Origin of the sequence: Streptomyces sp. NBC_00236, assembly GCF_036195045.1 — a bacterium.
Taxonomy (GTDB): domain Bacteria; phylum Actinomycetota; class Actinomycetes; order Streptomycetales; family Streptomycetaceae; genus Streptomyces.
Genome location: NZ_CP108100.1, coordinates 2,810,602 through 2,836,368 on the forward strand (window position 1 = coordinate 2,810,602; position 25,767 = coordinate 2,836,368).

Below are 25,767 nucleotides of genomic sequence, written 5' to 3' on the forward strand. Positions count from 1 at the left end.
GGCGCGCCTCGCGAAGCTCATCGACCACGCCGCGCAGCCGCGGCAGGCCGGCAGGCGGAGGCTGGGCAGCGTACCCATGGCGTCCTCACGACGAGTCCCGGACCACCAGTTCGGTCGGCAGCACGATCTGCGGACGCTCGGTGTTCTCGCCCGCGATCTGCTCCAGCAGCACCCGGGTCATCGCCCGGCCCATCTCCTCGATCGGCTGGCGCACGCTCGTCAGCGCCGGGTCCATGTGACGGGCCACGGCCGAGTCGTCGAAGCCGATGAGGGCCACGTCGTCCGGGATGCGCCGGCCTGCCTCGCGCAGCACCTGGCGGGCGCCCGCGGCCATCAGGTCGGACGCGGCGAAGACCGCGTCCACGTCCGGGCGGCGTTCGAGCAGTTCGCGCATGGCCCGGACACCACCCTCCTCGGAGAAGTCGGCCGGGGCGATCAGCCGTTCGTCGGGTTCGTGGCCCGCGTCGGCGAGGGCCTTGCGGTAGCCGTCGAGGCGCCGCTGGGAGGCGTAGACGTCCAGGCGGCCGGTGATGGTCGCGATGGAGCGGCGGCCCCGGGAGACGAGGTGCTCGACGGCACCGCGGGCGCCCTCGAAGTTGTCCGAGTCGACCGAGGGCAGCGGCTCCGTGGCGGACCTGCGGCCGTTCATGACCGCGGGCATGCCGAGTTGTTCCAGCAGATCGGGCAGCGGGTCGTCGGCGTGCACGGAGACCAGCAGGACGCCGTCCACCCGGTGCGCGGTGAGGTACTGGGCGAGTCTTCGGCGTTCCCGGTCGCTGCCGACGAGGGTGAGCAGCAGCTGCATCTCGGTGTCGGCGAGGGCCGCGCCCACGCCGCGGACGATGTCGGAGAAGTAGGGCTCCCCGAAGAAGCGGCTCTCCGACTCGGGAACGACGAGCGCGATGGCGTCCGTCCGGTTTCCGGCCAGGGCGCGGGCCGCCCGGTTGGGTACGTACCCGAGCTCGGCGACGGCCGCCTCCACCGCCTCGCGCGTGTGCGCGCTGACCCGGGGTGAACCGTTGATGACCCGCGAGGCGGTGCCGCGCCCCACCCCCGCCCGTGCCGCGACCTCTTCGAGCGTGGGCCGGCCCCCGCTCCGTACTCGCGCTGCCGTCATGGCTGCCTCCCGTTCGCGGTCAATTTCTCACAGTCGGATAACCAAACCAAGTCCTGGTGTTGGCTCCCTTGACACTCAACGGGACCGGCCCGCCGTTCCACGGACAAGATCGTGGGAGCGCTCCCACTCTACGCGCGTGGTCAACGGGGCCGCGCAGGTCCCGGGGGCCGACGGAGAAAACGGCCGCGCACACGACTGGGACCCGGCATGGAGCCGGGTCCCAGAGGTGGCGCGAGGATCAGGAAAGGATCAGGAAAGGCCCGCCTCCGGCAGGGCGTGACGCCGGATCACATCGGAGTACCAGTGGGCACTCGCCTTGGGGATGCGGCGCTGGGAGGCGTAGTCGACGTACACGGTGCCGAAGCGCTTCGAATAGCCGTACGCCCACTCGAAGTTGTCCATCAGCGACCACAGGAAGTAGCCGCGGACGTCCGCGCCGTCGGCCACCGCACGCTGCACGGCGTCGAGGTGACCGTGCAGGTAGGCGATCCGCTCGGGGTCCTCCACCCGGCCCTCGGGCGAGACGTAGTCGTCGAAGGCGGCGCCGTTCTCCGTGACCATCAGCGGCAGTCCGGGGTGGTCACGGCTGACGTCCATGAGCAGGTTGTAGAGCCCGTTGGGGTCGATCGACCAGTTCATCGCGGTGCGCGCCTTGCCCTCGGGGAGGTGGAAGGCGACGTGCTCGGAGCCGGGCCACGGGGAGAACTCGCTGGCGCCGTGGACATCGTTGCCACTGCCGCTTTCGCCCTTCTCCGGCGTGGAGACCAGCGTCGGCGTGTAGTAGTTGATACCCAGGACGTCGACCGGACGGGAGATGGCGGCCAGGTCACCGTCCTGGACCAGCTTCGACCAGTCCACCAGGTGCGCGGTGTCGGCGAGCAGGTCCTCGGGGTACTCGCCGCGCAGCATCGGACCGGTGAAGATCCGGTTGCCGACCGCGTCGATCCGGCGGGCGGCGTCCGCGTCGGCCGCGCTCGCGGTCAGCGGGCGGACCTGGTGGAGGTTGAGGGTGACCGAGGTCTGCGCGCCAGCGGGGAGTTGATCGCGCAGAACCTCGATCGCCCGGCCATGGGCGAGGTTGAGGTGGTGGGCCGCCCTCAGGGCGGAGGCGGGCTCGGTGCGGCCGGGAGCGTGCACACCGGAGCCGTATCCGAGGAAGGCCGAGCACCACGGCTCGTTGAAGGTGGTCCAGGTCGTGACGCGGTCACCGAGCGCGCCCGCCATGATGGCGGTGTAGTCGGCGAACCGGTCGGTGGTGACCCGCTGGGGCCAGCCGCCGGCGTCCTCCAGCTCCTGGGGCAGGTCCCAGTGGTAGAGGGTCGCGACGGGGGCGATGCCCGCTTCGAGCAGCTCGTCGACGAGCTTGCGGTAGAAGTCCAGACCGCGCTCGACGGCGGGGCCGCGGCCGGTGGGCTGCACCCGGGACCAGGAGATGGAGAAGCGGTACGCCTTCAGACCCAGCTGCTTCATCAGCGCCACGTCGTCGCGGAAGCGGTGGTAGTGATCGGCCGCGATGTCACCGGTGTCACCGTTGTGGACCTTGCCGGGGGTGTGGCTGAAGGTGTCCCAGATGGAAGGGGTGCGGCCGTCCTCGGCTGCGGCGCCCTCGACCTGGTAGGCGGCGGTGGCCGCTCCCCAGACGAAGCCCGTGGGGAATCGCGTTGCCTCGGGCGCCTGCTTCGGGGCGATGTCGGGTCGTACGGCAGTCATGCGGGAGCGCTCCCAAGTGTGGACGGACAGGGGCGGGAAACAGGGGTGGAACTCCGGAGCCCGTACAGCCCGCGGTCAGGCACGGGCCGTACGGGAGTTCCGGGAAGACGAAGTGACCGCGGGAACGTCAGCCCTTGACGGCGCCGGACATGATCCCGCCGACGATCTGCTTGCCGAAGATCACGAACACCACGAGCAGCGGCAGCGTGCTGATCAGCGCGCCGGCCATCACGATGCTCTCGTCGGGGGTGTAGGAGGCCTTCAGTGAGCCGAGGGCCACCTGAAGCGTGGGGTTCTGCTGGGTCAGCGCGAGGTAGGGCCAGAAGAAGTCGTTCCACGCCTGGACGAAGGTGAGCATGCCCAGCACCATCATCGCGGGGCGGGCCACCGGCAGCACGACGCTCCGCACGATACGGAAGTTGCTCGCACCGTCGATCTTGGCTGCCTCGATCAGCTCGTACGGCAGCGCCTCGATCAGGTACTGCCGCATGAAGAACACACCGAACGCGCTGACCAGGGTCGGGAAGATCACCGACTCCAGGCTTCCGCTCCAGCCGAGGTCGGCCATCATCATGAACAGCGGGACGACGCTGAGCTGCGGCGGGATCGTCAGGGTCGCGATGACCGCGGTCATCAGCGCCCCGCGGCCGCGGAAGCGCATCTTGGCGAAGGCGTAGCCGGCCAGGGTGCAGAAGAAGAGCGTCGCCAGCGTGATGCAGCCGGAGACGATGAAGCTGTTGACGATCGCCTTGCCCAGGTGGGCCTGGTCCCAGGCGGCTTCGAGGTTGTGGAACAGCCGTCCGCCGGGCAGGAAGGGCGGGGTGGTGGCCAGAACTTCGTCCTGTGTGTGGGACGCGGCCACGAGGGTCCAGTACAGCGGCAGCAGCGAGCCGATGCCGACGACGGTCAGCGCGATGTAGGCGAAGGGACCGCCCTTCAACTGCTGTCCGGCACCGGGCTTGAAGCGGCTGGGGCGCTTCTGCGCGCGGTGCGCGGTGCGCACCGGGCGGACGGACCCCGAAACTTTGGTGGGGCTGGTGATGGTCATGGATATCGCTCCCGGTCAGACCGCGGATTTGCGTACGAAGCGGCCGATGAGCCAGTTGACCGCGGCGATGAGCAGCAGGAGGGCGAGCATCGCCCAGGCCACTGCGGCGGCCGGGCCGAGATGCCCCAGTTTCCAGCCGTAGTTGAAGAGGTAGATGCTGAGGGTCTCGTACTGGTTCTCGCTGCCGCCGGTCGCGCCGAGGGCGCCGCCCTCCAGCAGCAGCGGCTCGCCGAACAGCTGCATCGAACCGATGGTCGAGATGACGATCGTGAACAGGATCGTGGGCCGCAGCGAGGGGATGGTCACCTTGAGGAACTGCTGCCAGCGCGAGGCGCCGTCGAGCGAGGCGGCCTCGTAGAGATCGCTCGGCACGGCCTGCATCGCGGCGAGGTAGATCAGGGTGTTGTAGCCGGTCCAGCGCCAGATCACGATGATGGAGATGGCGATCTTGGACGTCCAGTGGCCGTTGGCCCAGTTGGTGTCACCGAAGCCGACGAACTCCAGCGCCCAGTTCAGCAGACCGCCGTCGGCCCGGAAGACCAGGGCGAAGACGAGCGCCGCGGAGGCCACCGAGGTGGCGTACGGGGTGAGGATCACCGTGCGCCAGAAGGTGCTGGCCCGGAGCTTGTAGTTCAGCAGGTGCGCCAGGCCCAGGGCCACGAGCAGCTGCGGGACCGTCGACATGACACCGATCAGGAAGGTGTTGGTGACGGCCGTCCAGAACTCCGAGTCGTTCAGGATCTTGTCGAAGTTGTCCCAGCCGACCCATTCCATCTGGTCCAGGCCGGTCATCTCGACCCGGTGCAGGGCGATCCAGCCGGTGTAGATCAGCGGATAGAGCCCGAAGGCGCCGAAGACGAGGAAGAACGGGGCTATGTAGGCGTACGGCGACGCCTTGTCGTCGAACCGCCAGAGGCGGCTGCGCCACGTCTGCCGACGGTCGCTCACCGCCTTCTTCGGGGGTGGCGGGGCGTATGCGTCCCGGGTGGGAGTCGAGGTGGCCACGGGCGGGAGTCCTTCCCTGGATTGCTTGGTTACCCGGGTACGGGGCCGGGCGGGACGGGCCGGGGCCGCCGGCGACAGGCGCGTGCGGTGGGCTTCCACGGGGCGGCCGGGAAGTCCCGGTCGCCCCGTGCAAGCCCTCCGTCAGGCTTGCCGTTCCTCGGCCCCGGGCCCCTGGGGTGGGGACACGCAGGTGCGGGCGGCCCGGGGGCCGCCCGCCGCTGCGAACGTCAGCCGATCACCTTGTCGATCTGCTCCGTTGCCGCGTCCCACGCCTTGTCGGGGTCGGTTCCGCGCTGCTCCATGTTGTTGATCTGGGTGGAGATGGCCTGCTTGATGTCCGCGTCCTTCGGGCCGATGACGGCCTCGGGGATGGACTTGGCCTCATCGGCGTAGATCTCGCCGATCGGCGCGTCGCTGAAGTACGGGAGCTTGCCGGTCTTCACGTCGGCCAGCTCGTACGCGCCCTTGTTGGACGGGAAGAGGCCGACGGCCTTGAAGACGGCGGCCTGCTGCTCGGGGGCGGTCAGCCACTTCACGAGCTTGCCGGCCTCCTCGACGTTCTTGCCCGACGTGGGCACACCGAGGAACGATCCGCCCCAGTTGGCGGCAGACGAACCCGGGGCGGTGGTGATGTCCCACTTGCCCTTGTTGGCGTCACCGGCGTTCACCGAGATCTGGGCGGCCATCCAGGCCGGGCAGACGACGGTGGCCATCGTGCTCTTGCGCAGAGCGGCCTTCCACGGGTCACTGAACTGTGCGAGGCCCTGGGTCAGCCCCTTGTCCGCGGCCTCGGCCGACAGGTTCCACCCCTGCTTGACGCTGGCGCTCTCCTTGTAGATCGCCTTGCCGCTCGCGTCGTAGTACTGCTCCGGGTTCGAGCTGACGACAGCGTTGTACATCGCGCTGGCGGAGTCCATGAAGTAGGTGTCCTTGGGCGCCTTCTTCTTGAACTCCTCACCCAGCTTGAGGTAGTCCTCCCAGCCCCCGGCGATCTTCGCGGCGACTTCCTTGCGGTCGGTCGGCAGGCCGGCCTTCTTGAAGAGCTCGGTGTTGTAGCAGAGCGACATCGGGCCGATGTCGGTACCCGCGCCGATCACCTTGCCGTCCTTGGAGGTGGCCTGCTTCTCCTTCCAGGACACCCACTCGTTGACGTCGATGACCTTGCTCAGGTCGGCGAACTTGTCCGCCTGCGTGTCGACGAGCTCCTTGATGCGTCCGACCTCGAGGCCGTGGACGTCGGCCAGACCACTGCCCGAGTTCAGCTGCTGGAGCAGCTTGGGGTAGTAGTCCTCCTCCTTGGCGGTGGTCTCTTCCTTCACCGTGATGTTCGGGTGCAGCTCGTGGTACTTCTCGAAGAGACCGGCTTCCTTGTAGCCGAACTGCCCGAAGTCCGCGACGGTCAGCGTGATCTTCCCGTTCGCGTCGGAGGACGTGTCGTCCGACGAGTCGGAGTCGCTGCTGCAGCCGGTCAGCAACAGCGCCGTGGCTGTCAGGCCCGTGGTGGCCAGAACCGCGACTCTGCGGCTCCGACCGGCGGCGGTGCGGGTGATACGCATTCCACTACTCCTTGTTCCAGGGTGGGACTGGCTCACTGCTTGGCATACGCGCTGGTGAGTGCGGGTGCCAGATGGTTCAGGGGGGAGGACACGGGCAGTGCCGTTCGCGCGAAAAAACCTCTTGCGATGTGGGAGCGCTCCCATGCGTCGATGTCGGAAGGTTGCTGCCTGGGAGGGGTGGGTGTCAAGAGTTGAAGGCGCTTCCGTTGCGCGAGCGTGTCCTGCAAGTCACGAGACCGTGTCCGGCCGAAGGCTTGCCAAAGCACGCAACCAAGGGAAGCGGACGAAGCGATTCCCGAATTCCCGCAGGTGACAGCCCTGTTGGCAGTCGATCTTGAAGCCTGCGCCGGCAGGCGGGGCCGATTGCGCCGGTTTTCCGGCACACCCCGGAAACACCCCCCGCCACCCCCGATTCTCGCGACGGCGCCCGCCGGAAGGTGAACGGGATGTCGCACCCAGGGGCCACCCAGACCCACCCCCGCGTTCTTTCCCCGAAGCCGAGCGCCGGACGGTGGCCGGGAAAGCGGCCCGGCCGATGACCGAACAACGCCCCCCGAGGGGCCGTTGCACCCCCATACGGCACCGGCGAACCTGACATGCCGACCCTCGCGCACTCTGTTAATTTCACCCTTATGCGCCTAATGATCACTTCTGTCGCCCAAGGCGGGTGACGCCGGATGGGAGTAGTCCGCGACCATCCCGAACTTGCTCTCTTCCTCTGTCTGTCCCTCGGCTATCTCGTGGGCAAGATCCGCGTCGGCCCGATCACGCTCGGCGGGATCTGCGGCACCCTGATCGTCTCGCTGCTGATCGGCACCCGGCACGTGAGCGTGAACGACGACGTCAAGACGGTCTTCTTCGCGCTGTTCATCTTCTCGCTCGGCTATCTGGCCGGGCCTCAGTTCTTCGCCAACCTCAACCGCAAGAGCCTTCGCTTCTTCGCCCTGTGCCTGATCGAACTGGTCTGTGTGCTCGGCATCGCCTTCGGCCTGGCCAAGGCGTTCGACCTCGATGTGGGCACCGCCTCGGGCATCCTGGCGGGCGCGGCGACCGAGTCCGCCGTGGTCGGTACGGCCACCGAGGCCATCGGCAGGCTCGATGACCTGACCGCCGCCCAGATCACCCAGTACCAGGGGCACGTCGCCACCGCGTACACCGTCTGCTACCTCTTCGGCCTGGTCACCATCGTGCTCTACACCAGCCAGATCATGCCGATGCTGCTGCGCATCAACCTGGCGGACGCCTCGCGCGAACTCTGGGAGAAGATGCGCGGCGGCGTCCACGGCCTGGAGTCCGACGAGCGCGAGGCGCTGCCCAGGACGGTCGGCCGCACCTTCCTGGTGACCACGGCGGACGGCCGCAGCGTGGGCGAGCTGGAGGCCTCCCTGGGGGGGGCGTCGTCACGGTGGAGGGCGTCAAGCGCGGCAGTGTGCTGCTGGACCCCTCCCCCGATCTGGAGCTGACCCTGAGCGACCTGGTCCAACTGGTGGGCCGGCGGCGCGGGATTCATCGCGGCCGGCCGGGTGATCGGCCCGGAGACCCCGGCCGTGCCCGGTCTCGACACCCCGCTGGCCACCCGCCAGGTCGCGGTCACCGAGAAGGCCACCGCCGGGTCGACCATCGCCGAGCTGGAGCGGGACCACCACGAGTTCCGCCGGGACGGCGTGTACATCACGGATGTGCTGCGCAACGACCAGCACCTGCCCGCCTCGGCCGAGACACAGGTGGAGCGCGGCGACGTGCTGACCCTGGTGGGTGCCCGCGCGGGCCTCAACAAGCTCGTCGCGAAGATCGCGAGCTGGACCTGCTGGCCGAGGCGGAACGCACCCTGGGCAAGGAGTTCGCCGACTACCTGGAGCAGAACTACGAGCCGGTCGACCCGTTGTTCCGGCTGGCCGAGCAGACGTCCGTGGTGCTGCTGAACGGCGGCGGTTTCGACGGACCGGAGTGGTTGGTCCGCGTCTCCCTGGCCAATCTGGACGACCTCGACTACCTGAAGATCGGCCACCAGCTGCGGGCGATCTTCGACGAGTACGCGCAGGAGTGGCGGGCCTCGGGGCCCGGGGCCGCGTAGGACCCCTCGTCCGGAGGCCGGGCCGGTCAGGCGGCGCGCAGGCGGTCCAGGGTGTGCTGGAGCTCCGCCTGGGCGGCCCGGCCCGCGGACTCCGCGTCACCGGCCACCACGGCGGTGACGAGCGCCCGGTGCTGCGCGTCACCGTGGTGCGGGTCGCCGCGGCGCAGCCCGAGCAGGTCCACGAGGTCGATCAGGGCCTGCCGCAGTACGGGGGCGAACTCGGCGAAGAGATCGGTGAGTACGGGGTTGTGGGCGGCCGCCACGACCGTCCGGTGCAGGGCGATGTCCGCGTCCACGAACGCGGCGTCGTCCGGCCCTGCGCCCGCCTCCCGCCTGGCCGCGAGCGCCGCGTCCAGGGCGATCAGGTCCTCGTCGGTGCGGCGCCGGGCGGCGAGGCGGGCGGCCTGGACCTCGATGAGCATGCGGACCTCGTAGACGTCGGTGACCGCGGCCCGCCGGAGCCTGACCGGCCACTCCTCCGCCTCGTGGTCGGCGATGACGAAGACGCCGGCGCCCTGGCGGGACCGGAGCAGCCCGAGCGTGGCGAGCGTGCGCACCGCCTCGCGCACGGTGGAGCGGCCCACGCCCAGCGTCTTGGCGAGTGTGGTCTCGCCGGGGATCTTCGTGCCGACCGGCCAGTGCCCCTCGGTGATCTGCGCGCGCAGATGACGTGTGGCCTGTTCGACCAGGGGGCTGGGGTGGAGCGGGCCGAGCGAGGACACGGGATTCACCTGTCAGGTTGTCTGAGGACTTGTTTTGTGGCTAGTGTACTGATCATGACGTACGGCGGTCTCCTCCTTCTCGGCTGCCGCGGCGGGGCCTGAAGCGATCGGCACCCCGCCGCGGGGTGCCGTGCTGTGCCGGTCGCATCCGGCGATGCGAAACGAGACCGCGTTCATGTCCGAGCTCACGTCCGAGTCCCCGTCCGACGTCATGTCACCGATGCACGGCTTCCCCACGATCTGCACGCCCCGCGGGCCCGTACCCGAGGCCTCGCCCCGCTGGAACCCGCAACGCTCCAGCTCGATGCCCTCGCACCGCTACCGGCCGGCGTTCGACCGCGTCGACATTCCGCTGACCGGCCGGAGCTGGCCGCAGGCCCGTATCGACCGCGCGCCCCTCTGGGTCCCCGTCGACCTGCGCGACGGGAACCAGGCCCTGGCCGAACCGATGGACACCCCGCGCAAGCGCCGGATGTTCGATCTGCTCGTCTCGATGGGCTACAAGGAGATCGAGATCGGCTACCCCTCCGCCAGCCGCACCGACTTCGGCTTCGTGCGGCATCTGGCGGAGAGCGGGGCCGTGCCCGACGACGTGACCGTGGTCGTCTTCACCCCGGCCAAGGCCGAGCTGATCGAGCGGACCTTCGAGTCCGTCGCGGGGATGGACCGGGTGGTCGTCCACCTCTACATCCCGACGGCGCCGGTCTGGCGCGACGTCGTCCTCGGCCGCAGCCGGGCCGAGGTGCACGGCGTGGTGCTGGACGCCGCGCGGCAGATGGACCGGCTGGCGCGGGCCAGGCCCGGGACGGACATCCGGTTCGAGTTCTCGCCCGAGGTCTTCATCCTGACCGAGCCCGACTACGTGCTGGAGATCTGCAACAGCCTCACCGGGCTCTGGGACGCCTCTCCTGACCGGCCGGTCATCCACAACCTGCCGGCCACGGTGGAGATCGCGACGCCGAACGTGTACGCGGACCAGATCGAGTACATGCACCGCCATCTGGACCGGCGCGACTCCGTCATCCTCTCCGTCCACCCGCACAACGACCGCGGTACGGGCGTGGCCTGCGCGGAGCTCGCCGTGCTGGCGGGGGCGCAGCGGGTGGAGGGCTGCCTGTTCGGCAACGGGGAGCGCACCGGCAACGTCGACCTGGTCAACCTGGCGCTCAACCTGCACGCCCAGGGTGTCGACCCGATGATCGACTTCTCGGACATCGACGAGATCCGCCGCACGGTCGAGCACTGCAACCGGCTGCCGGTGCCGCCACGCCATCCGTACGGCGGCGACCTGGTGTACACCGCGTTCTCGGGCACCCACCAGGACGCGATCAGCAAGGGGTTCGCGCATCACGCCGCCGGCGGTTCGGAGCTGTGGTCGGTGCCCTACCTGCCGATCGACCCGGCGGACGTGGGGCGTACGTACGAGGCGGTCATCCGGGTCAACAGCCAGTCCGGCAAGGGCGGCATCGCCCACCTGCTGCGGAGCAACCACGAGGTGGACCTGCCGGCCCGGATGCGGGCGGACTTCTCCCGCACGGTGCAGGACGCGACGGACGACAGCGGTCTGGAGGCCACGCCGAAGGACCTGTGGGACCTGTTCGACGCGACGTATCTGGCCCCCGGCAGGGACGGTTCGGCCGCCCTGGCCTCCTGGTCGACGGACGACGGCCCGGCCGGTGAGTACCGCTTCGTCTGCACACTGCGGGTGGACGGGCGCGAGGGCGATTACGAGGGCAGGGGCAGCGGTGCGGTGTCCGCGTTCACGGACGCGCTGGAGGGTGCCGGGGTGAAGGTCGCGGTCCTCGACTTCGCGGAGCACGGGGCCGCCGGAGGGCCGGTCACGGCGTACGCGGAATGCCGGGTCGGCGAGCAGGTCCGCTGGGGCGCGGGCCAGGACGCGTCGGGCGTGGCCGCGTCGGTGGCGGCGGTGCTGTCGGCGGTGAACCGGGCCCGGGCGTAACGCCGGACCGCCCCTGCGGACAAAGGGGCGCGCACCCCGGCCGGGTGGGGGGAGTGTGGGGGCCGGCCGGGATGCACGGGCGGGGGAAATCGGCTGCTGGGTTACTACTTGTACGCGCCGAACGCCTTCGTGAAGGCGAGCGGCTCCTGCGCGATGGAACTGCACGAGGCGTCCGCGGACGGCTTCGGTCCGCCCGCGCACGCCTTGTCCCGGGTTCCCGACCACATGGCCAGCCAGGCGAGGCCCTTCTCCTTGGCGAAGGTCACCAGCTGGGTGGCGTCCTCCACCTTGAAGATCTCCGTGGCCACGTCGTTCACGCCGATCATCGGCGTGACGGCCACGGTCTTCCACGCGTCCGCGTCGGAGAGCCCCAGCACCCCCTTGATCTGGGCCTGGGTGGCCGTCGCCGCCTGGATGGCGTACGCGCCCATGTCGCCGCTGTACGAGGCGCCGTAGTCCATCGCCATGACGTTGACCGCCCCGACGTCCACGCCGTTCTTCTTCGCGTCGGCGATCAGGTCCACGCCGGGCTGGGTCAGGCCCTCGGGCATCACCGGCAGGGTGAAGGAGACGTCCAGGCCGGGATGGGACTTCTGGAGCAGGGCGATGGCCTGGGAGCGGCGGGAGTTGGCCGCCGTGTCGGGCAGCGCCCCGCCCTCGATGTCGAAGTCGACCTTGGTCAGCTTGTAGGTGTCGACGACCTTGCCGTACGCCGCCGCCAGGTCGGTGGCCGAGGCGCAGTTCAGTGCCAGCTCGGATCCGGAGGCGCCGCCGAAGGAGACCCGGACGTCCCCGCCCGCCGAGCGCAGGGCGCCGATCTGGGAGGCGACGTGGTCGTCACCGAGTCCGGTGACCCCGCCCCAGAGCGGGGCGCAGCTGCCGCCGGAGGTGATGAAGGCGAGGGTGAACTGCTTCACGCCGGTCCTGGTGGCGGTGTCGACCAGGTCGAACGCCGGGTAGAGCGAGGTGTCGACGTACGGCGCGAAGCCCGCACCGTTCGCCGTGCCGCCGCCGCTGTCGGTCTCGGTGGGCTTCGGCGTGGGGGTCGGCGTGGCGGTCTCGCTGGGCTGCTGTGTGGGGGTGGCGGTCGGGGTGGGGGTCGCCGTCTCGGTGGGGCGGCCGCTCGGTTCCGGTGTCGCGCCGGTGTCGACGGAGCACGCGGTGTCGTCGATGAGGCAGCCGGTGGGGTCGGCGGCCGTGCCGTCGGAGCTGGTGACGAAGCCGACGGTGACGGAAGCGCCGGGCGCGAGCTCCTTGTTCCAGCTCGCCGGTTTCACGGTGACGTGGCTGCCGCTGACCGTGTGCTCGCCGTTCCACAGGGAGCTGATCCTCGTGCCCGCCGGCAGGTCGAATTCGAGCGTCCAGCCGGACTTGGCGGTGCCGGTGTCGTTGGTGACGACGTACTGCCCGGTGTATCCACCGGTCCAGCCACTGGTCCTCGTGTACGCGGCGCCGACCGCCGCCGCCTGGGCCGTGCCGGTGAGGGCGAAGACCGTGCCGCCGATCACGGCCGCGGCGACGACCGCGCCGATCGCCTTGGTCCTGGTGCTCGCCTTGCGCCGGTGCGTGCTGGTGCCCATCGCGTTCCTGCCTCGTCGTACGGATGTGGGGATGCGGGAGCACGCTAGCCGCACCGAATCCGACAAAGGGCATGAACCGGACTGGAGTTGATGTTCTTAGGGTTGGCTTAAGGAGCGCATCGGCCGCACTAAAGGTTCGGGCCCGCGCCGGAGCGGAACCGGGGCCTTCCGGTGCGTCCGGTCACACCTCGTCGCGGCCGTCCCACCCGGTGGCCGCGCCCGCGCCGCTGCGGCCGCTGCCCGTCGAGCCCGATCCAGATGCGCACCTCCGTGCCGCCGAGCACCGAGCGCCCGATCCGCACGTCGCCGCCGGTGGACTCGGCGACCCGGCGGACGATGTCAAGGCCCAGTCCGGTCGAGCCCACCGCCCCCCGTGCCCCGCCGCGGCCGCTGCCGCCGCGTGCCAGTGCGGCCTTCGGGTCGGCTATGCCTCCGCCGGCGTCCGAGACGAGCACGATCACCGCGTCGCCGCTGTGGTGGACGTCGACGGCGAAGGCGGTGCCCTCCGCGGTGTGCCGGAAGACGTTGCCGAGCAACGCGTCGAGCGCGGCGGCCAGTTCGGGCCTGGCGACCGGGATGCGTACCGTACGGTCGACTCCCGCGAGGCGCACCTCGCGGCCCTCGTCCTCCGCGAGCGCGGACCAGAAGTCCATCCGTTCACGGATCACCTCGGAGGCGTCGCAGCCGGCCCCGGGCCCGCCGTTCTGCCCCTGGGTCTGGGGGCGCTGTTCCCGGGCGGTCCTGATGATCGTGTCGACCTCGCGCTCCAGCTGCTGGACGGCCGCCCTGGTCTGCTCGGCCGCCGGGCCCTCGCCGAGCGAGGCGGCGTTGAGCCGGAGCACGGTGAGCGGGGTGCGCAGCCGGTGCGAGAGGTCGGCGGCCAGTTCGCGCTCGTTGGCCAGGAGCTGGACGACCTGGTCGGCCATGGAGTTGAACGCGGCTGCGGCGGACCGCAGTTCGGTCGGCCCCTCCTCCGGCACCCGGGTGCCGAGCCGCCCCTCCCCCAGGTCCTGGGCGGCGCCCGCCAGGCGGCGGGCAGGTTCCACCATGCGCACGCCCAGCCGGTCGGCCACCGCGACCGAGCCGACGATGAGCGCGATGCCGACGCCGGCCAGCATCAGCCAGGCGGTGGCGACCCCGTTGGAGACCTCGTCCTCGGGTACGAACACCTCGACGACGGCGATGCCTCCGGAGCCGAGCGCGGTCGGCTGGAGCAGCGCGGAGCCGCCCCTCACCTCGGTGATGGAGGCGCGCCCCGACTCCCGTACCGTCTCCAGGTCCTTGCGGGTCGCGCGCCGGCTGCCGATCTCCACCGCCACGCCGCCGGTCTCGTCGGACGCCGGGATGTGGACGGCCATCCTGCCCGCGGCCCCGGGTTCGGTGGTGAGCACGGCCCTCTGGAGCTGGGCGCGGTCGGTGGTGATGGAGAGGGAGGGTCCGATCGTCGCGGCCTGCCGTTCGGCGTCGGTGAACGCGCGGTCGCGCGCCATCTCCTTGACGACGAGGCCGAGCGGTACGGCGAACGCGACCACGACCATCGCGGTGACGGCCAGGCAGACCTTGACCAGGGCCCATCTCATGCGGGCTGCTCCGGGGGTGCGGCGGGCGGCTGGAGCTTCACGCCGACGCCGCGCAGGGTGTGCAGATAGCGGGGCCGGGCGGCGGTCTCGCCCAGTTTCCGGCGCAGCCAGGACAGGTGGACGTCGATGGTCTGGTCGTCCCCGTAGGACTGCTGCCAGACCTCCGCGAGGAGTTCCTTGCGCGGGACGACGACGCCCGGCCGGCCGGCCAGGAAGGTCAGCAGGTCGAACTCGCGCCGGGTGAGGTCGAGTTCCGTGCCGTCGAGCTGGGCCTGGCGTCGCAGCGGGTCGATGGAGAGTCCGCCGACCTGGATGACGCGCGGCGGCGGGGCCTCGCCGCCCGCCGCCCGTGAGCGGCGCAGCACGGCGGCCATCCGGGCCGAGAGGTGCTCCACGGAGAACGGCTTGGTCAGGTAGTCGTCGGCACCGTCGTTGAGCAGCCGGACGATCTCGCTCTCGTCGTCGCGCGCGGTCGCGATGATGACCGGCACGTCGGTGATGCCGCGCAGCATCTTCAGCGCCTCGGCGCCGTCGAGATCGGGCAGTCCGAGATCGAGGATGACCACGTCGAACCGGAAGTGGGCGACCTCGCGCAGCGCTTCCAGCGCCGTACCGACGCTCCGTACCGTGTGGGAGGCCTCGGTCAGGTGCCGGATGAGGGCGGAACGTACGAACTGGTCGTCCTCGACCACGAGCACACTTGGCATGGGCGGCACCGTACGCCATCGGGCCCGGTGCGGTCCGCTCGGTGACGGTAGTGGGGACAGGGCCGGGCCCGTGGTGCAGGATGTGCCGGATGCAACGAGGTCTCGTACACGCGCTCGCGTGGTCGCTCGCCACCGGCGCCGCGGTCACGCTGTCGTGGTGGGGTGTGCACACCGTGATGGCGGGCACGGCGTACGACCCGCCGCGCGCGGTGCCGATCGAGGCGGGTGCCCGGGGCGACCGGGACAGCACCGAGAACCTGTCGTCCTCCACGCACCGCCCGGCGCCGTCCCCGTCGAAGAGCCCGTCCGCCACCCGCCGGGCCACGGCCACGCCGAAGCCGTCCGTGACGACATCCCGGACGCCGTCACGCACCCCCGCCGGCACGCCGCGGCAGACGGCCACGGCGTCGGGCACCGCGAAGAGTTACCGGACGGACGGCGGACGGATCGTCTTCGAGCTCGGTACGGACTCGGCGAAACTGGTGTCGGCGACTCCGGAGCAGGGCTGGTCGGTGCAGGTGTGGACGAACACGACCTGGATCCGGGTGAACTTCACCCGGGACGACAACACGACGGTGTCGGTCTTCTGTACCTGGAACGACCATCCGCCGCAGGTCGAGATCGTGAAGTCGTGACGCTCCCCTCGTGACACCGCGAGGGCGCGGGGGCTCCGCCGTGAGGCCCCGCGCTCCGGTTCAGTCGAAGGCGGACGGCGGCGGCGCGGGCGAGGGCCGGGCGTCCGCGTCGTGCACGGCGGCCGCGCCGCCGGTGAAGTCGGCGAGCGCCCGCCCGTGTTCGACCCGGCCCGGATGCGGGTCGGTCGCCACCCTGCGGGTCAGCTCCGCGGCCTTCGGCGCCACGTCCGAGGCGAGCAGCACCGCGTTGCCGAAGCGCCGGCCGCGGAAGACGGTCGGGTCGGCGGCGAGCGCCAGCTCGGGGAAGACGGTCGCGGCGGTGGCGATCTGGCCGCGGAGATGGGCCAGCGGAGGCCCGTCGGCGAGGTTGGCCGCATACGTCCCGCCGGGCTTCAGGACGCGGCGCACCTCGGCGAGGAACTCGGTGCTCGTGAGGTGGGCGGGCGTACGGGCTCCGCTGAAGACGTCGGCGATGACGAGGTCGGCCCAGCCGTCCTGGATCTTCCCGAGCCCGGCGCGGGCGTCGGTGGCGCGGACCCGGATCCTGGCCTGCGGGTCCAGCGGCAGCTCCCGGCGCACCAGCTGGACGAGGGCGGCGTCCACCTCGACGATCTGCTGGGTGGAGCGGGGGCGGGTCGCGGCGACGTAGCGGGCGAGGGTGAAGGCCCCGCCGCCGAGGTGCACGACGTGCAGCGGCTGCCCGGGCGGGGCGGCCAGGTCGATGATGTGGCCGATGCGGCGCTGGTACTCGAAGGAGAGGTACGTCGGGTCGTCCAGGTCCACATGGGACTGCGGGGCGCCGTCGATCGTCAGGGTCCAGGCACGCCGGCGTTCCCGGTCGGGGACGAGCTCGGCGAGGCCGCCGTCCACGGGTTCGGTGACGTTGCCCTCGGGGCGCTCGGAGCCGCGCGCCGCCTTGCGGTCGGTCCTGCGGTCCGCGCGCTGCTTGCGGTCGCCCGCGCCGCCGGCCGCTCCTCGACGTGCCACTGCCCCTCGTCCCTGCTCATCATGTCCGGGGCCGGTCGGGGACCGGCCGTGACGGCTGCTCAAGGCACCCGCCGTCCGGCCATTATGAGCTCAGCGGCAGTTGTCGGCCGCTTCGATCAGCCGGGCGGCCTGGTCGAGCGCGGCCCGCAGCACGGCCGGGTCGGTGACCGGGGTGTCGTCGGCGGGCGGCAGCAGCCAGCCGCTGCCGGGGGACGGCGGCTCGGCGGGGATGCGCAGCCCGCGGCCGTCGGTCTGCGTACAGGCGCTGCCCGGTACGTCCCAGGCCTGCGCGGTGCCGGGGGGCACCAGGAAGCCGAGTGTGGCGCACGCCCCGTCGTGGAGCACCGGCCCGACGGCCTCCTGGTCGGCGCCGCGCCGCAGGATGTCGACGGCCTCCAGGCCCTGGCGGGCGGGGACCGTCACGAGGTCGCAGGGTTCGGGGGCCGGGGGGTTGCCGGGGACGCCGGGCTCCTCGGCAGGTGCCGTGGTGCCGGTCGTCGCCGTGGTGGCCACCGTCGTCGCGTTCGTCGCGGTCGCTCGCGAGCCGGTCGCCGTACCGAGGTGCAACAAGGGACCTCTCCTCTCATCGCCGGGCGGAGCCGGACTCCGTCTCCTCACGGACCAACGCGCCGACCGCGTCAAGGGCTACGGTGCAGCACCGCGCCAAAGGGTGGCAGTTCATGGCGGATCGCGGGCGAGATGTCCGGTTTGCTGGGAAACGCAGCGTGTGCGTCCCGTCACAGCAGGTACGTTCTTGCTCCGCCGGGACACCGGAGACAGGCGCCCGGCTTGCACCAGAGAGGGCCCCGCCATGGTGTCGACACGGGCAGTTCCCAACATCGCCTTCCGGCGGCTGCGCGGACAGCGCTCCGCCGGGGAGTTCGCTGCCGCGGTACGCAGGTCCGCTCGCGAGATCGGTGAGCAGGTCGCGTGCGACGCCCGGTACATCGGACGCGTGGAGTCCGGCGAGATCCGCTGTCCCAACTACGCGTACGAGCGGGTCTTCCTGCACATGTTCCCCGGGGCGAACCTGGCGGACCTGGGCTTCTCACCGCGCGAATCGGTACGCGGCCGGGGGGCCCGGTCCGCCTCGGACACCCCGCGCCCCCCGACTTCCCCGCTGCTCGTGTTCGGCAGCGACACCGATGAGGAGAGCGACGTGCTGCGTCGCGCATTCATGACGAGCGGCACCACCGCGGTGGCGGCCGCCTCCCTGGGCCTGGGTCTCGGCGGCGTGGCCGCCGCCGTGCCCGTGCAGCGCCGGGTCGGCGAAGCGGAGGTGGGTGCCGTCGAGAAGGCGGTGCGGCAGATCCGCCTGCTCGACGACCGGCACGGTGGTGACGGCCTCTACCGGCGGGCCTCGCAGCCCCTGCGGGCGGCGTACGCACTGCTCGACTCCGGCGCCGCGACCCGCCGCTCCACCTCCGACCGGCTGCACGCGGGCGCCGGTGAGCTGGCCATCTCGGTGGGCTGGCTGGCCCATGACTCGGGCCGGTTCGACGACGCCCGCTCGCACTACGCGGAGGCGCTGGCCACCGCGCGGCTGGCCGGGGATCCGGCGCTGGAGGCGCACGCGTTCTGCAACGCGTCGTTCCTGGCCCGCGACACGGGCCGGCCGCGCGAGTCCGTACGCGCGGCGGAGGCGGGGCACCGCGCCGCGCAGCCGCTCGGCTCGCCGCGACTGCTGGCGCTGCTCGCGCTGCGGGAGGCGGGGGGCCGGGCCGGGCTCGGGGACCGTACCGGCTGCGAACGGGCGCTGGGCCGGGCGCACACCGCGTTCGGGAAGGGGCCGTCCGCGGCGGACCCCGAGTGGATGACCTTCTTCCGGGAGGCGGAGCTGGAGATGCTGGAGGCGCAGTGCTGGTCGGCGCTGGGCGACTGGTCGAGGGCCGCACGCCACGCACGGCGGGCGACGCGGCTGCAGGACCCGCACTTCACCCGGAACCTGGCGCTGTACCGCGCCGAGCTGACCACGGACCTGGCGCGGGCGGGCCTCATGGAGGAGGCGGCGGCGACGGGGCACCGGGTGCTGGACCTGCTCGATCAGGTCCAGTCCTCCCGGATCCGGTCGATGCTGGCGGACGCGGTGACGGTCCTGCGCCCCCGGGGCCGTGGCTCGGTGGACGTCAAGGACTTCCTGGACCGCCATGCGATGTCCGCGACGGGTGCGTAGGCGGACGGGCCCGACGGGCCACTGAAGCCCGTCCGGCGTTCGCGGACGGCCTGTCGCCCCTTCAAGCCCGTCCGGCGTTCGAGGACGGCCTGTCGCCCCTTCGAGCCCGTCCGACGTTCACGGACGGCCTGGCGCCCCTTCAAGCCCGTCCGGCGTTTGAGGACGGAACCCCGCGCCCCGGAGGCCGGAAACCTTCAGATCAGCCCGCCCCTTCAAGCCCGTCCGGCGATTGAGGACGGAACCGTCAGCCCGGGACCGGGGCGCGAATCCAGCCTGCCCGGCGTTTGAGGGCACAGACCCGGGACCGGGCACAGGGTTCCGTCCTCGAACGCCGGACGGCTGGGGTGCCGGCCCACGTGGGTGCCGGCTCCGAACCACACGACCCCAAGCGCGCCCCGCGCGCTACCGCTCCAGGTGCCCCGTGTCGTTCCACCGCTCCAGCGCCGGCGCCCCGTACGCCCAGCCCAGGACCGACAGCGACGTCGGGTCCAGCCGGATGCGCGCCGCGAACGACGCGTCCTCGCCCAGCCATCGCGACCCCAGCACCCGCAGGATGTGGCCGTGGCCGAAGACCAGGACGTCGCGGTCGGCCGACCGTGCCCACTCGACGACCTCGTCGGCCCGGGCCGACACCTGGGCCAGGGTCTCGCCCTCCGGCACCCCGTCGCGCCAGATGAACCAGTCCGGGCGGATCGCCTTGATCTCGGCCGGCGTCATCCCCTCGTACGCCCCGTAGTCCCACTCCATCAGCGCGTCCCACGGCTCCGCCCGCTCACCGAACCCGGCGATCGCGCACGTCTCGGACGCCCGCACGAGCGGGCTGGTGCGGACCTCCAGGCCGGGCAGGTCCGCCCACGGCCCGCGGTGCAGCCGCTCGCCGAGCAGCTTGGCCCCCTCGCGCCCGGAGTCGAGCAGCGGAATGTCCGTCCTGCCGGTGTGATTGCCCTTGACGGACCATTCCGTCCGGCCGTGCCGGGCCAGCAGGATGCGCGGTGCCATGTGCGGCTCTCCCTGAAAAACTGAGATCCGAGATGCGGGATCTGAGATCTTGGACATCGACGGGGACGAATCCGTCCGAGTGGGAACGGATGGGGCGGGTGCGACGGGCGGAGCGGGGAAACGGATCGTCCGGATTTCCATCATCGCGTACCTTCGCGTGAGGCAACCTGGGGGGCCGCACAGGCGTCCCACAGACCACAGATGAATCCGAGCAGCTGAGGGGCGCCGAAAGGGCACCCCGGGCGAACCGCGGCCGCCTCGCACCGTACGGTTGAACGCCCGCCGTCGGCCGCATGAACACGTGATGGAGAAATTCCGGATGCCGCATGCCACCACCGCGCCCGTGCCGCGCCACCGGCCCCGCTGGTGGACCGAGCTCCCGCTGCTGGCCCTGGTGTACGGGGCGTACTCGGGCGGCCGACTCCTGGTCCGGGGCGATGTGTCCACCGCCGTCGACCACGGGCTGAGCATCCTGAATCTGGAGAAGGCGCTCTTCCTGAACGCCGAGCACCCGCTCAACCGGCTGTTCACCGCGCACCCCTCGATAGGCATACCCGCGGACTTCGCCTACGCCTCCCTGCACTACCTGGTGACCCCGGCCGTCCTGATCTGGATGTTCCGCCGCCACTCGGCCGCCTACCGCCGGGCCAGGACCTGGCTGATGACCTCCACGATGCTCGGCCTCATCGGCTTCACGCTGATGCCGACCTGCCCGCCGCGGCTGCTGGCCGCCGGGCACGGTTTCGTCGACACGATGGCCCAGTACAGCTCGTACGGCTGGTGGGGCACCGAGGCGAGCGCGCCGCGGGGCATGGGCGGCATGACCAACCAGTACGCGGCGATGCCGAGCCTGCATGTCGGCTGGGCGCTCTGGTGCGGCATCCTCCTGTGGCGCCACGGCAGGCACCCGCTCCTGCGGGCCGCCGGTATCGCCTACCCGCTGATCACCGTCATCGTGGTGATGGGCACCGCCAACCACTACTTCCTGGACGCTGTCGCGGGAGCCGCCGTGATGGGTGTCGGAGCGCTGCTGGCCAGGCCCGTGCTGCGCCTCGCCGACCGGGTCAAGGACGCGGTCCAGGCCCGTTTCGCACCGGTGTCCCCGGCCATGAAGTCCCCGGATGTCAGTGCCGGATGCAAGACTTCCGCGGGTGAGCGAATCCCCGGCCAGCGGACCTCCTCCGCAGATCCCACCGATGCAGCAGCACCGGCCGGCCCACCTGCCCCGGCCGACGTCCCCGCCTCCGCGGGAACAGCCGCAGGCGGTGACGCTGCGAAGGCGGCTCGCTGAGCTGAGGGGCCCGGCCGTCGCGCCCCGGCCGCTGGACGCCCGCGCGCTGGCCGCCCTGGCCGCCAACCCCGGCTGCAAGCGGCGCGCCCTGCTCGACGGGGCAGGGGTCGACAAGGGCGCGCTCGCCACCGCGCTCGGTTCACCGGCCGCCTTCGGCCAGTCCCAGTTCGCCTTCATGCGGGGCAACGCCTTCGAGGCCCGGGTCAAGGCCGACGGGGGCACGGAGCTGATGCGCCTGCTGCACCAGGGGTTCGGCGAGCCCGGCGAACCGCCCGGGGACGTCTCCGTACCCGATCTTTCGGCCGCCGGTCCCGAGGGACGTGCCGCCCGCACCGCGCTCGCGCTGCGCGAGGCGACCGGTTCGGGCGGCTGGGCCCTGCTCGACCATCCGATGCTGGCCCTGGAAGTGGCGGGTTCGCCCGCCTACCTGGAGCCGGACGCGGTGGTGGTCCACCCCGACGGCACCTGGACGGTCGTCGAGATCAAGTCCTTCCCCATGATCGACGGCTCCGCCGACGCGGCGAAGGTGGGCGCGGCCGCCCGTCAGTCCGCCGTGTACGTACTGGCGCTGGAGCGGGTCGCCGCGGCGACCGAGGGCGCGGAGGTCGGCCACCGGGTGCTGCTGGTCTGCCCCAAGGACTTCTCCAACCTGCCGACCGCGTCCGTCGTCGACGTACGCAAGCAGCGCGCGGTCACGCGCAGGCAGCTGACCCGGCTCACCCGCATCGAGGACATCGCCGCGGCCCTGCCCGAGGGCACCACCTTCGATCCGGAGCGCTCCCCCGAGGAGCTGGACACCGCGGTCGAGTCCGTCACGGCGGCGTACGCACCGGAGTGCCTGGCCGCCTGTGAGCTGGCCTTCCACTGCCGGGCCAAGGCCCGCGCCGCCGGCGCGGTCGAGGCGCTCGGGCGGAGTGTGCGGGGTGAGCTCGGCGGACTGACCACGGTCGCCGGGGTGCTCGCCGCGGCCGCGGGCAAGGAGGGCGATCCGGCGGACCCGACGGTCGCCGCGCTGCTCCGCGCGGCCGCGCTGCGCGCCGAGGCTCTGGAGGGCAGCACCGCATGTCGCTGATCGGCACCCTGGCCCGCCTGGAGGCCGTGGAGAGCGGCCGCGCCCAGCCGATGGCCACCGTCCGCCACCGCCGTCTCGGCGACCGGCCGCTCGTGCTCGTACCGCTGACCACCGCGGGCGAGGCCGGCGCCCCGCTCGGCGCGCTCGTCGGCACGGACCGGGACGCGCCCCGGCTGCTGGCCGTGGCCCAGCCGCGCGACCGGGACCTGCGGTTCGCGTTCCTCGCCGAGCTGGCCGAGACGGTCCTGCCGTACATCGAGTCGTACGCCGACGTGATCGAGCCCGCCGAGCGCAGCGAGACCGACCCCGGCACGGGCAAGAGGGTCAAAGTCGAGACGGAGCTGTGCACGGACGCGGCGCAGCTGATCGTGCCGAGCCGGGCCGGTATCGAGTTCATCCGGCTGCTGGGCCGCTCGATGCGGTTCCGGCGCACCGCCGAGGACGACCCGGACACCCCGTATCCGGCGCCGGCCCGGGTCCCGCTGCTGGGCCGCTGGCTGACGCACTACGGCGAGCGGGCCCGTGTGCCGGGCTCGTCGCTGCTGCTGGCGGGCACCGATCTCCTCAACCGGCACTGGGCGACCGGCCAGTCCTCCCTGGAGGACCAGCACCTCGGCGCCCTGCTCTCCTGGATCGACCCGCCGGCGGGTGAGTCCGGTGCCGAGGCCGCGCTCCGCGCCGAACTGGCCAGGGACGCCGGGGGCCAGCTGCTGTGCCCGCCGGCCGGGCCGGCCACCGACCCGGACTTCGACAACCGGCTGCTGGCCCCCGCGATCGAGAAGTACGACCGGGCCCGCACCTCGCTGGCCGCCGCCGAGGACGGTCTGGCGGCCGATGCCCGGCTCGCCGAACTGACCGCGGCCGAGCGGGAGATCCGCAGACTGCTGGCCGGTGTGCTGCGGCCGACCTGGGACGCGGTGTGGCAGGGCCTGGACCTGCTGCGGGAGCTGCCCGAGGGATCGAGGGTGGAGGACCGCTGGACCCGCGACCGCTGGTCGTTCACCGGTCACCGCGACCGGGTGCGGGCCGGTGAGCCGCCGCAGCCGCGCCGGGACGACGCGGTGACGGCGGCCCGCAAGCTGGCGGCGCGGGAGACGGCGCAGGCGCAGCTGGAGGCCCAGGAGGCGCTGGACGATCCGCTGGTGCTGGCCGGGCGGCGGCTGGCGGGCGAGGCGTTCCTCGGTGAGGTGACCGCGGTGGAGATGGCGTACAGCGAGTCCAAGCGCCCCTCCCCGCGCCCGCTGGTCACGGTCCGCACGGCCGAACAGCCGCATCTGGGCGAGCGCGTGAAGGTCTACCGCTCGCTGGACGGCAAGCCGCAGACGGCCGAGTTCGCGGGCTACGGACCGACGGAGGACGGCCCATTTCCCGCGCTGGTGCTGCGGATCACCGACCGGATGGGCCGCGGCAAGGAGCCCGCCCCGGGTTCGGTGCCGGAGCCCGGTGACGTCATCGCCTGGACGCTCTTCGAGCACGACCAGCGCGGCGGCCCGCAGTTGCCGGACGCGGAGGAGACCCCGTGGACCCACGGCGGTCCGCCGGGCGGCGTGGCGGCTGCCGAGCGCCCCGATCCTGTGACCACGGAGGACCTGTTGTGACGGCCGTATTCGACCCGGGCGCGGCGGCGGGCCTGGCCACCGCCCGGATCCTGGACGACACGCTGAACGGCTCGGCCCGCGGCATCGTGGTGGACTCCCCGCCGGGTGCGGGGAAGTCGACCCTGGTGGTGCGTGCCGCGCTGGAGCTCGCCGCGGCCGGGCGCCCGCTGATGGTGGTCGCGCAGACGAACGCCCAGGTCGACGACCTGGTGGTGCGGCTCGCCGAGAAGGACCCCGGTCTGCCGGTCGGCCGGCTGCACAGCAACGACTCCGATCCGTACGACAAGGTGCTGGACGGCCTGGAGAACGTGCGGAAGTCGGCGAAGGCGGGGGATCTGGCCGGCCTCGACGTCGTCATCTCGACGGCGGCGAAGTGGGCCCATGTGAAGAACGTCGAGCCGTGGGGCCACGCGATCGTCGACGAGGCGTACCAGATGCGCTCGGACGCGCTGCTGGCCGTGGCCGGGCTCTTCGAGCGGGCGCTCTTCGTCGGTGATCCGGGCCAGCTGGACCCGTTCTCGATCGTCGGCGCGGACCAGTGGGCCGGACTGAGTTACGACCCGTCGGCCAGCGCGGTCACCACGCTGCTCGCACACAACCCGGAGCTGCCGCAGCACCGGCTGCCGGTCTCCTGGCGGCTGCCGGCCTCGGCGGCGCCGCTGGTGTCGGACGCGTTCTACCCGTACACACCGTTCCGCAGCGGTACGGACCACGGCGACCGGCTGCTGTCGTTCGGCGTCGCGTCCGACGGATCGGCGGCGGACCGGGTGCTGGACGAGGCGGCGGAGTCGGGCTGGGGTCTGCTGGAGCTCCCGGCCCGCCACACCCCGCGCACCGACCCGGAGGCGGTACGGGCGGTGGCGCTGGTGGTGCGCCGGCTGCTGGACCGGGGCGGCGCGGCGACCAGCGAGCGCTCCCCGGACCCGGCCCCGGTGACGGCGGACCGGGTCGCGGTCGGCACGGCCCATCGCGACCAGGCGGCAGCGGTGCGGGCGGCGCTCGCCGAGCTGGGGGTGACCGGGGTGGCGGTGGACACGGCGAACCGGCTCCAGGGCCGGGAGTTCGACGTCACGGTGGTGCTGCACCCGCTGTCGGGCCGCCCGGACGCCACCGCGTTCCATCTGGAGACGGGCCGGTTGTGCGTGCTGGCCTCGCGCCACCGCCACGCCTGCATCGTGGTGTGCCGTGAGGGCGTCTCGGACCTGCTGGACGAGCACCCGTCGACGGAGCCGGTCCAGCTGGGCGTGACCGTGAAGTTTCCGGACGGCTGGGAGGCCAACCACGCCGTGCTGGCCCACCTCGCGGAACACCGGGTGCGCTGGGGACGTTGACGGCGGGGGCGTGCGGGGGGCACGACGGATCGCGGCCGGACCCGCGCGCACCCCTGAAAGCGCCCTTGCGGCGGGCTGGACAATGGAGGGTGGCCGCCGGGCCCACCGAGGAGGAACCACATGGCACAACCCGAGCCGAACGAGCAGCAGCGGCTGCGCCCCGCACCCCTGCTCTTCGAGCCGTCGGCGGCGGTCGCCGATCCTGAGCACTTCTTCGACCTGGAGTCGTTGGAGGATCCGAAGGAACTGCTGAGCCGCGCCACCGAGCTGACACTGGCCTTCCGCGCCGCGACGGACCGGGCGGTCGAGTTCCAGGCGATCGCGGCGGCGCAGCTGGCGGATCCCCGGCGGTTCGACCGGCTGACGACCGCGGACATCGCGCAGCGGGCGGAGTGGACCGAGGACTACGCGGTGAAGATGGTCGAGTTCGGCCGCAGCCTGCTGAACGAGCCGAGGCCCTGACGCCCGGACGGGGCCGGGCCCCGACCCCCAGGACAGGCCGGGTCCCGACCCACGGACGATGCGGCCCCGCCGCCCGGACCGGCCCGGCCCTGACGCCGCGTCGCGGTCCGCCCGGCGGGCCCCTCGATCACTCCGGGTACAACCGTTGGCATATGCCAGG

Annotated in this window: 20 protein-coding genes and 2 pseudogenes; 10 read left to right on the forward strand and 12 right to left on the reverse strand. The window is 72.0% G+C overall.

Going from position 1 to position 25,767, the window contains the following annotated elements; translation table 11 throughout:
* Nucleotides 1-85: 85 nt before the first annotated feature.
* The 5 genes from OG446_RS12565 to OG446_RS12585 form a co-directional block, all read right to left on the reverse strand.
* A complete protein-coding gene (locus OG446_RS12565; protein ID WP_328894115.1) occupies nt 86-1,117 on the reverse strand; it encodes a LacI family DNA-binding transcriptional regulator in 1,032 nt (343 codons plus the stop codon).
* 249 nt (nt 1,118-1,366) lie between these two features.
* Nucleotides 1,367-2,827, reverse strand: a complete 1,461-nt coding sequence (locus OG446_RS12570; RefSeq protein ID WP_328894116.1) for a GH1 family beta-glucosidase — start codon at nt 2,825-2,827, stop codon at nt 1,367-1,369.
* 127 nt (nt 2,828-2,954) lie between these two features.
* The gene (locus OG446_RS12575; RefSeq protein WP_328894117.1) at nt 2,955-3,875 is read right to left on the reverse strand and encodes a carbohydrate ABC transporter permease; all 921 of its coding nucleotides are present in this window, start codon (nt 3,873-3,875) and stop codon (nt 2,955-2,957) included.
* Between the two features lie 15 nt (nt 3,876-3,890).
* Nucleotides 3,891-4,880, reverse strand: coding sequence for a carbohydrate ABC transporter permease (locus OG446_RS12580; protein WP_328894118.1), 990 nt, complete (start codon nt 4,878-4,880; stop codon nt 3,891-3,893).
* Between the two features lie 227 nt (nt 4,881-5,107).
* Nucleotides 5,108-6,436, reverse strand: a complete 1,329-nt coding sequence (locus OG446_RS12585) for an ABC transporter substrate-binding protein (RefSeq protein WP_328894119.1) — start codon at nt 6,434-6,436, stop codon at nt 5,108-5,110.
* A gap of 677 nt (nt 6,437-7,113) precedes the next feature.
* Here OG446_RS12585 and OG446_RS12590 point away from each other — a divergent pair.
* Both OG446_RS12590 and OG446_RS12595 read left to right on the forward strand, forming a co-directional pair.
* Nucleotides 7,114-8,235 (forward strand): annotated as a pseudogene (locus tag OG446_RS12590) (TrkA C-terminal domain-containing protein); the annotation flags it as partial.
* Nucleotides 8,232-8,510: pseudogene (locus tag OG446_RS12595) on the forward strand (aspartate 4-decarboxylase); the annotation flags it as partial. The pseudogenes OG446_RS12590 and OG446_RS12595, both read left to right, overlap by 4 nt.
* Nucleotides 8,511-8,536: 26 nt before the next feature.
* Here the strand turns inward: OG446_RS12595 and OG446_RS12600 are convergent.
* A complete protein-coding gene (locus OG446_RS12600) occupies nt 8,537-9,241 on the reverse strand; it encodes a FadR/GntR family transcriptional regulator (RefSeq protein ID WP_443050094.1) in 705 nt (234 codons plus the stop codon).
* 211 nt (nt 9,242-9,452) lie between these two features.
* On the opposite strand from OG446_RS12600, the gene OG446_RS12605 reads away from it, so the two are divergent.
* A complete protein-coding gene (locus tag OG446_RS12605) occupies nt 9,453-11,192 on the forward strand; it encodes a 2-isopropylmalate synthase (RefSeq protein ID WP_328898282.1) in 1,740 nt (579 codons plus the stop codon).
* A 104-nt stretch (nt 11,193-11,296) separates the two neighbouring features.
* Here OG446_RS12605 and OG446_RS12610 read toward each other — a convergent pair whose 3' ends face one another.
* The 3 genes from OG446_RS12610 to OG446_RS12620 form a co-directional block, all read right to left on the reverse strand.
* Nucleotides 11,297-12,772, reverse strand: coding sequence for a glycoside hydrolase family 18 protein (locus OG446_RS12610; RefSeq protein ID WP_328894121.1), 1,476 nt, complete (start codon nt 12,770-12,772; stop codon nt 11,297-11,299).
* Nucleotides 12,773-12,900: 128 nt separating this feature from the next.
* Nucleotides 12,901-14,352 (reverse strand): sensor histidine kinase, encoded by a 1,452-nt coding sequence (locus OG446_RS12615; protein WP_328894122.1) that lies wholly within the window; start codon nt 14,350-14,352, stop codon nt 12,901-12,903.
* A complete protein-coding gene (locus OG446_RS12620; protein ID WP_328894123.1) occupies nt 14,349-15,059 on the reverse strand; it encodes a response regulator transcription factor in 711 nt (236 codons plus the stop codon). Before OG446_RS12620 ends, OG446_RS12615 begins: the two co-directional genes overlap by 4 nt.
* 89 nt (nt 15,060-15,148) lie before the next feature.
* Here OG446_RS12620 and OG446_RS12625 point away from each other — a divergent pair, with 89 nt between their 5' ends.
* Nucleotides 15,149-15,694 (forward strand): hypothetical protein, encoded by a 546-nt coding sequence (locus OG446_RS12625; RefSeq protein ID WP_328894124.1) that lies wholly within the window; start codon nt 15,149-15,151, stop codon nt 15,692-15,694.
* Nucleotides 15,695-15,754: 60 nt separating this feature from the next.
* Here the strand turns inward: OG446_RS12625 and OG446_RS12630 are convergent, their stop codons facing one another.
* Together OG446_RS12630 and OG446_RS12635 are read right to left on the reverse strand one after the other, a co-directional pair.
* Entirely contained in the window at nt 15,755-16,681 is a 927-nt protein-coding gene (locus OG446_RS12630) for a spermidine synthase (RefSeq protein ID WP_389262300.1), read from the reverse strand.
* Nucleotides 16,682-16,771: 90 nt separating this feature from the next.
* Nucleotides 16,772-17,251, reverse strand: coding sequence for a hypothetical protein (locus OG446_RS12635; protein ID WP_328894125.1), 480 nt, complete (start codon nt 17,249-17,251; stop codon nt 16,772-16,774).
* Between the two features lie 241 nt (nt 17,252-17,492).
* On the opposite strand from OG446_RS12635, the gene OG446_RS12640 reads away from it, so the two are divergent.
* Nucleotides 17,493-18,854, forward strand: coding sequence for a tetratricopeptide repeat protein (locus tag OG446_RS12640; RefSeq protein WP_328894126.1), 1,362 nt, complete (start codon nt 17,493-17,495; stop codon nt 18,852-18,854).
* Nucleotides 18,855-19,256: 402 nt separating this feature from the next.
* Here OG446_RS12640 and OG446_RS12645 read toward each other — a convergent pair whose 3' ends face one another.
* Nucleotides 19,257-19,853, reverse strand: coding sequence for a histidine phosphatase family protein (locus OG446_RS12645; RefSeq protein ID WP_326661947.1), 597 nt, complete (start codon nt 19,851-19,853; stop codon nt 19,257-19,259).
* Between the two features lie 319 nt (nt 19,854-20,172).
* Between OG446_RS12645 and OG446_RS12650 the strand changes: the two genes are divergently transcribed.
* The 5 genes from OG446_RS12650 (at nt 20,173) to OG446_RS12670 (ending at nt 25,607) form a co-directional block, all read left to right on the forward strand.
* Nucleotides 20,173-21,144, forward strand: a complete 972-nt coding sequence (locus OG446_RS12650; protein ID WP_328894127.1) for a phosphatase PAP2 family protein — start codon at nt 20,173-20,175, stop codon at nt 21,142-21,144.
* Nucleotides 21,050-22,216: a hypothetical protein gene (locus OG446_RS12655; RefSeq protein WP_328894128.1), complete on the forward strand. Its 1,167-nt coding sequence runs from the start codon at nt 21,050-21,052 to the stop codon at nt 22,214-22,216. The genes OG446_RS12650 and OG446_RS12655 overlap by 95 nt, the downstream gene beginning before the upstream one ends.
* Nucleotides 22,207-23,814 (forward strand): hypothetical protein, encoded by a 1,608-nt coding sequence (locus tag OG446_RS12660; protein ID WP_328894129.1) that lies wholly within the window; start codon nt 22,207-22,209, stop codon nt 23,812-23,814. The genes OG446_RS12655 and OG446_RS12660 overlap by 10 nt, the downstream gene beginning before the upstream one ends.
* Nucleotides 23,811-25,145, forward strand: a complete 1,335-nt coding sequence (locus OG446_RS12665) for an AAA domain-containing protein (protein WP_328894130.1) — start codon at nt 23,811-23,813, stop codon at nt 25,143-25,145. The genes OG446_RS12660 and OG446_RS12665 overlap by 4 nt, the downstream gene beginning before the upstream one ends.
* 120 nt (nt 25,146-25,265) lie before the next feature.
* A complete protein-coding gene (locus tag OG446_RS12670) occupies nt 25,266-25,607 on the forward strand; it encodes a hypothetical protein (RefSeq protein WP_328894131.1) in 342 nt (113 codons plus the stop codon).
* Nucleotides 25,608-25,767: the final 160 nt, after the last annotated feature.

Coding starts and splice junctions, on each gene's coding strand:
- OG446_RS12610 (WP_328894121.1), bottom strand. CDS start 12,772: ATGGGCACCAGCACGCACCGGCGCAAGGCGAGCACCAGGACCAAGGCG.
- OG446_RS12565 (WP_328894115.1), bottom strand. CDS start 1,117: ATGACGGCAGCGCGAGTACGGAGCGGGGGCCGGCCCACGCTCGAAGAG.
- OG446_RS12620 (WP_328894123.1), bottom strand. CDS start 15,059: ATGCCAAGTGTGCTCGTGGTCGAGGACGACCAGTTCGTACGTTCCGCC.
- OG446_RS12645 (WP_326661947.1), bottom strand. CDS start 19,853: ATGGCACCGCGCATCCTGCTGGCCCGGCACGGCCGGACGGAATGGTCC.
- OG446_RS12655 (WP_328894128.1), top strand. CDS start 21,050: ATGCAGCAGCACCGGCCGGCCCACCTGCCCCGGCCGACGTCCCCGCCT.
- OG446_RS12615 (WP_328894122.1), bottom strand. CDS start 14,352: ATGAGATGGGCCCTGGTCAAGGTCTGCCTGGCCGTCACCGCGATGGTC.
- OG446_RS12570 (WP_328894116.1), bottom strand. CDS start 2,827: ATGACTGCCGTACGACCCGACATCGCCCCGAAGCAGGCGCCCGAGGCA.
- OG446_RS12670 (WP_328894131.1), top strand. CDS start 25,266: ATGGCACAACCCGAGCCGAACGAGCAGCAGCGGCTGCGCCCCGCACCC.
- OG446_RS12575 (WP_328894117.1), bottom strand. CDS start 3,875: ATGACCATCACCAGCCCCACCAAAGTTTCGGGGTCCGTCCGCCCGGTG.
- OG446_RS12605 (WP_328898282.1), top strand. CDS start 9,453: ATGCACGGCTTCCCCACGATCTGCACGCCCCGCGGGCCCGTACCCGAG.
- OG446_RS12585 (WP_328894119.1), bottom strand. CDS start 6,436: ATGCGTATCACCCGCACCGCCGCCGGTCGGAGCCGCAGAGTCGCGGTT.
- OG446_RS12650 (WP_328894127.1), top strand. CDS start 20,173: ATGCCGCATGCCACCACCGCGCCCGTGCCGCGCCACCGGCCCCGCTGG.
- OG446_RS12640 (WP_328894126.1), top strand. CDS start 17,493: ATGGTGTCGACACGGGCAGTTCCCAACATCGCCTTCCGGCGGCTGCGC.
- OG446_RS12660 (WP_328894129.1), top strand. CDS start 22,207: ATGTCGCTGATCGGCACCCTGGCCCGCCTGGAGGCCGTGGAGAGCGGC.
- OG446_RS12625 (WP_328894124.1), top strand. CDS start 15,149: ATGCAACGAGGTCTCGTACACGCGCTCGCGTGGTCGCTCGCCACCGGC.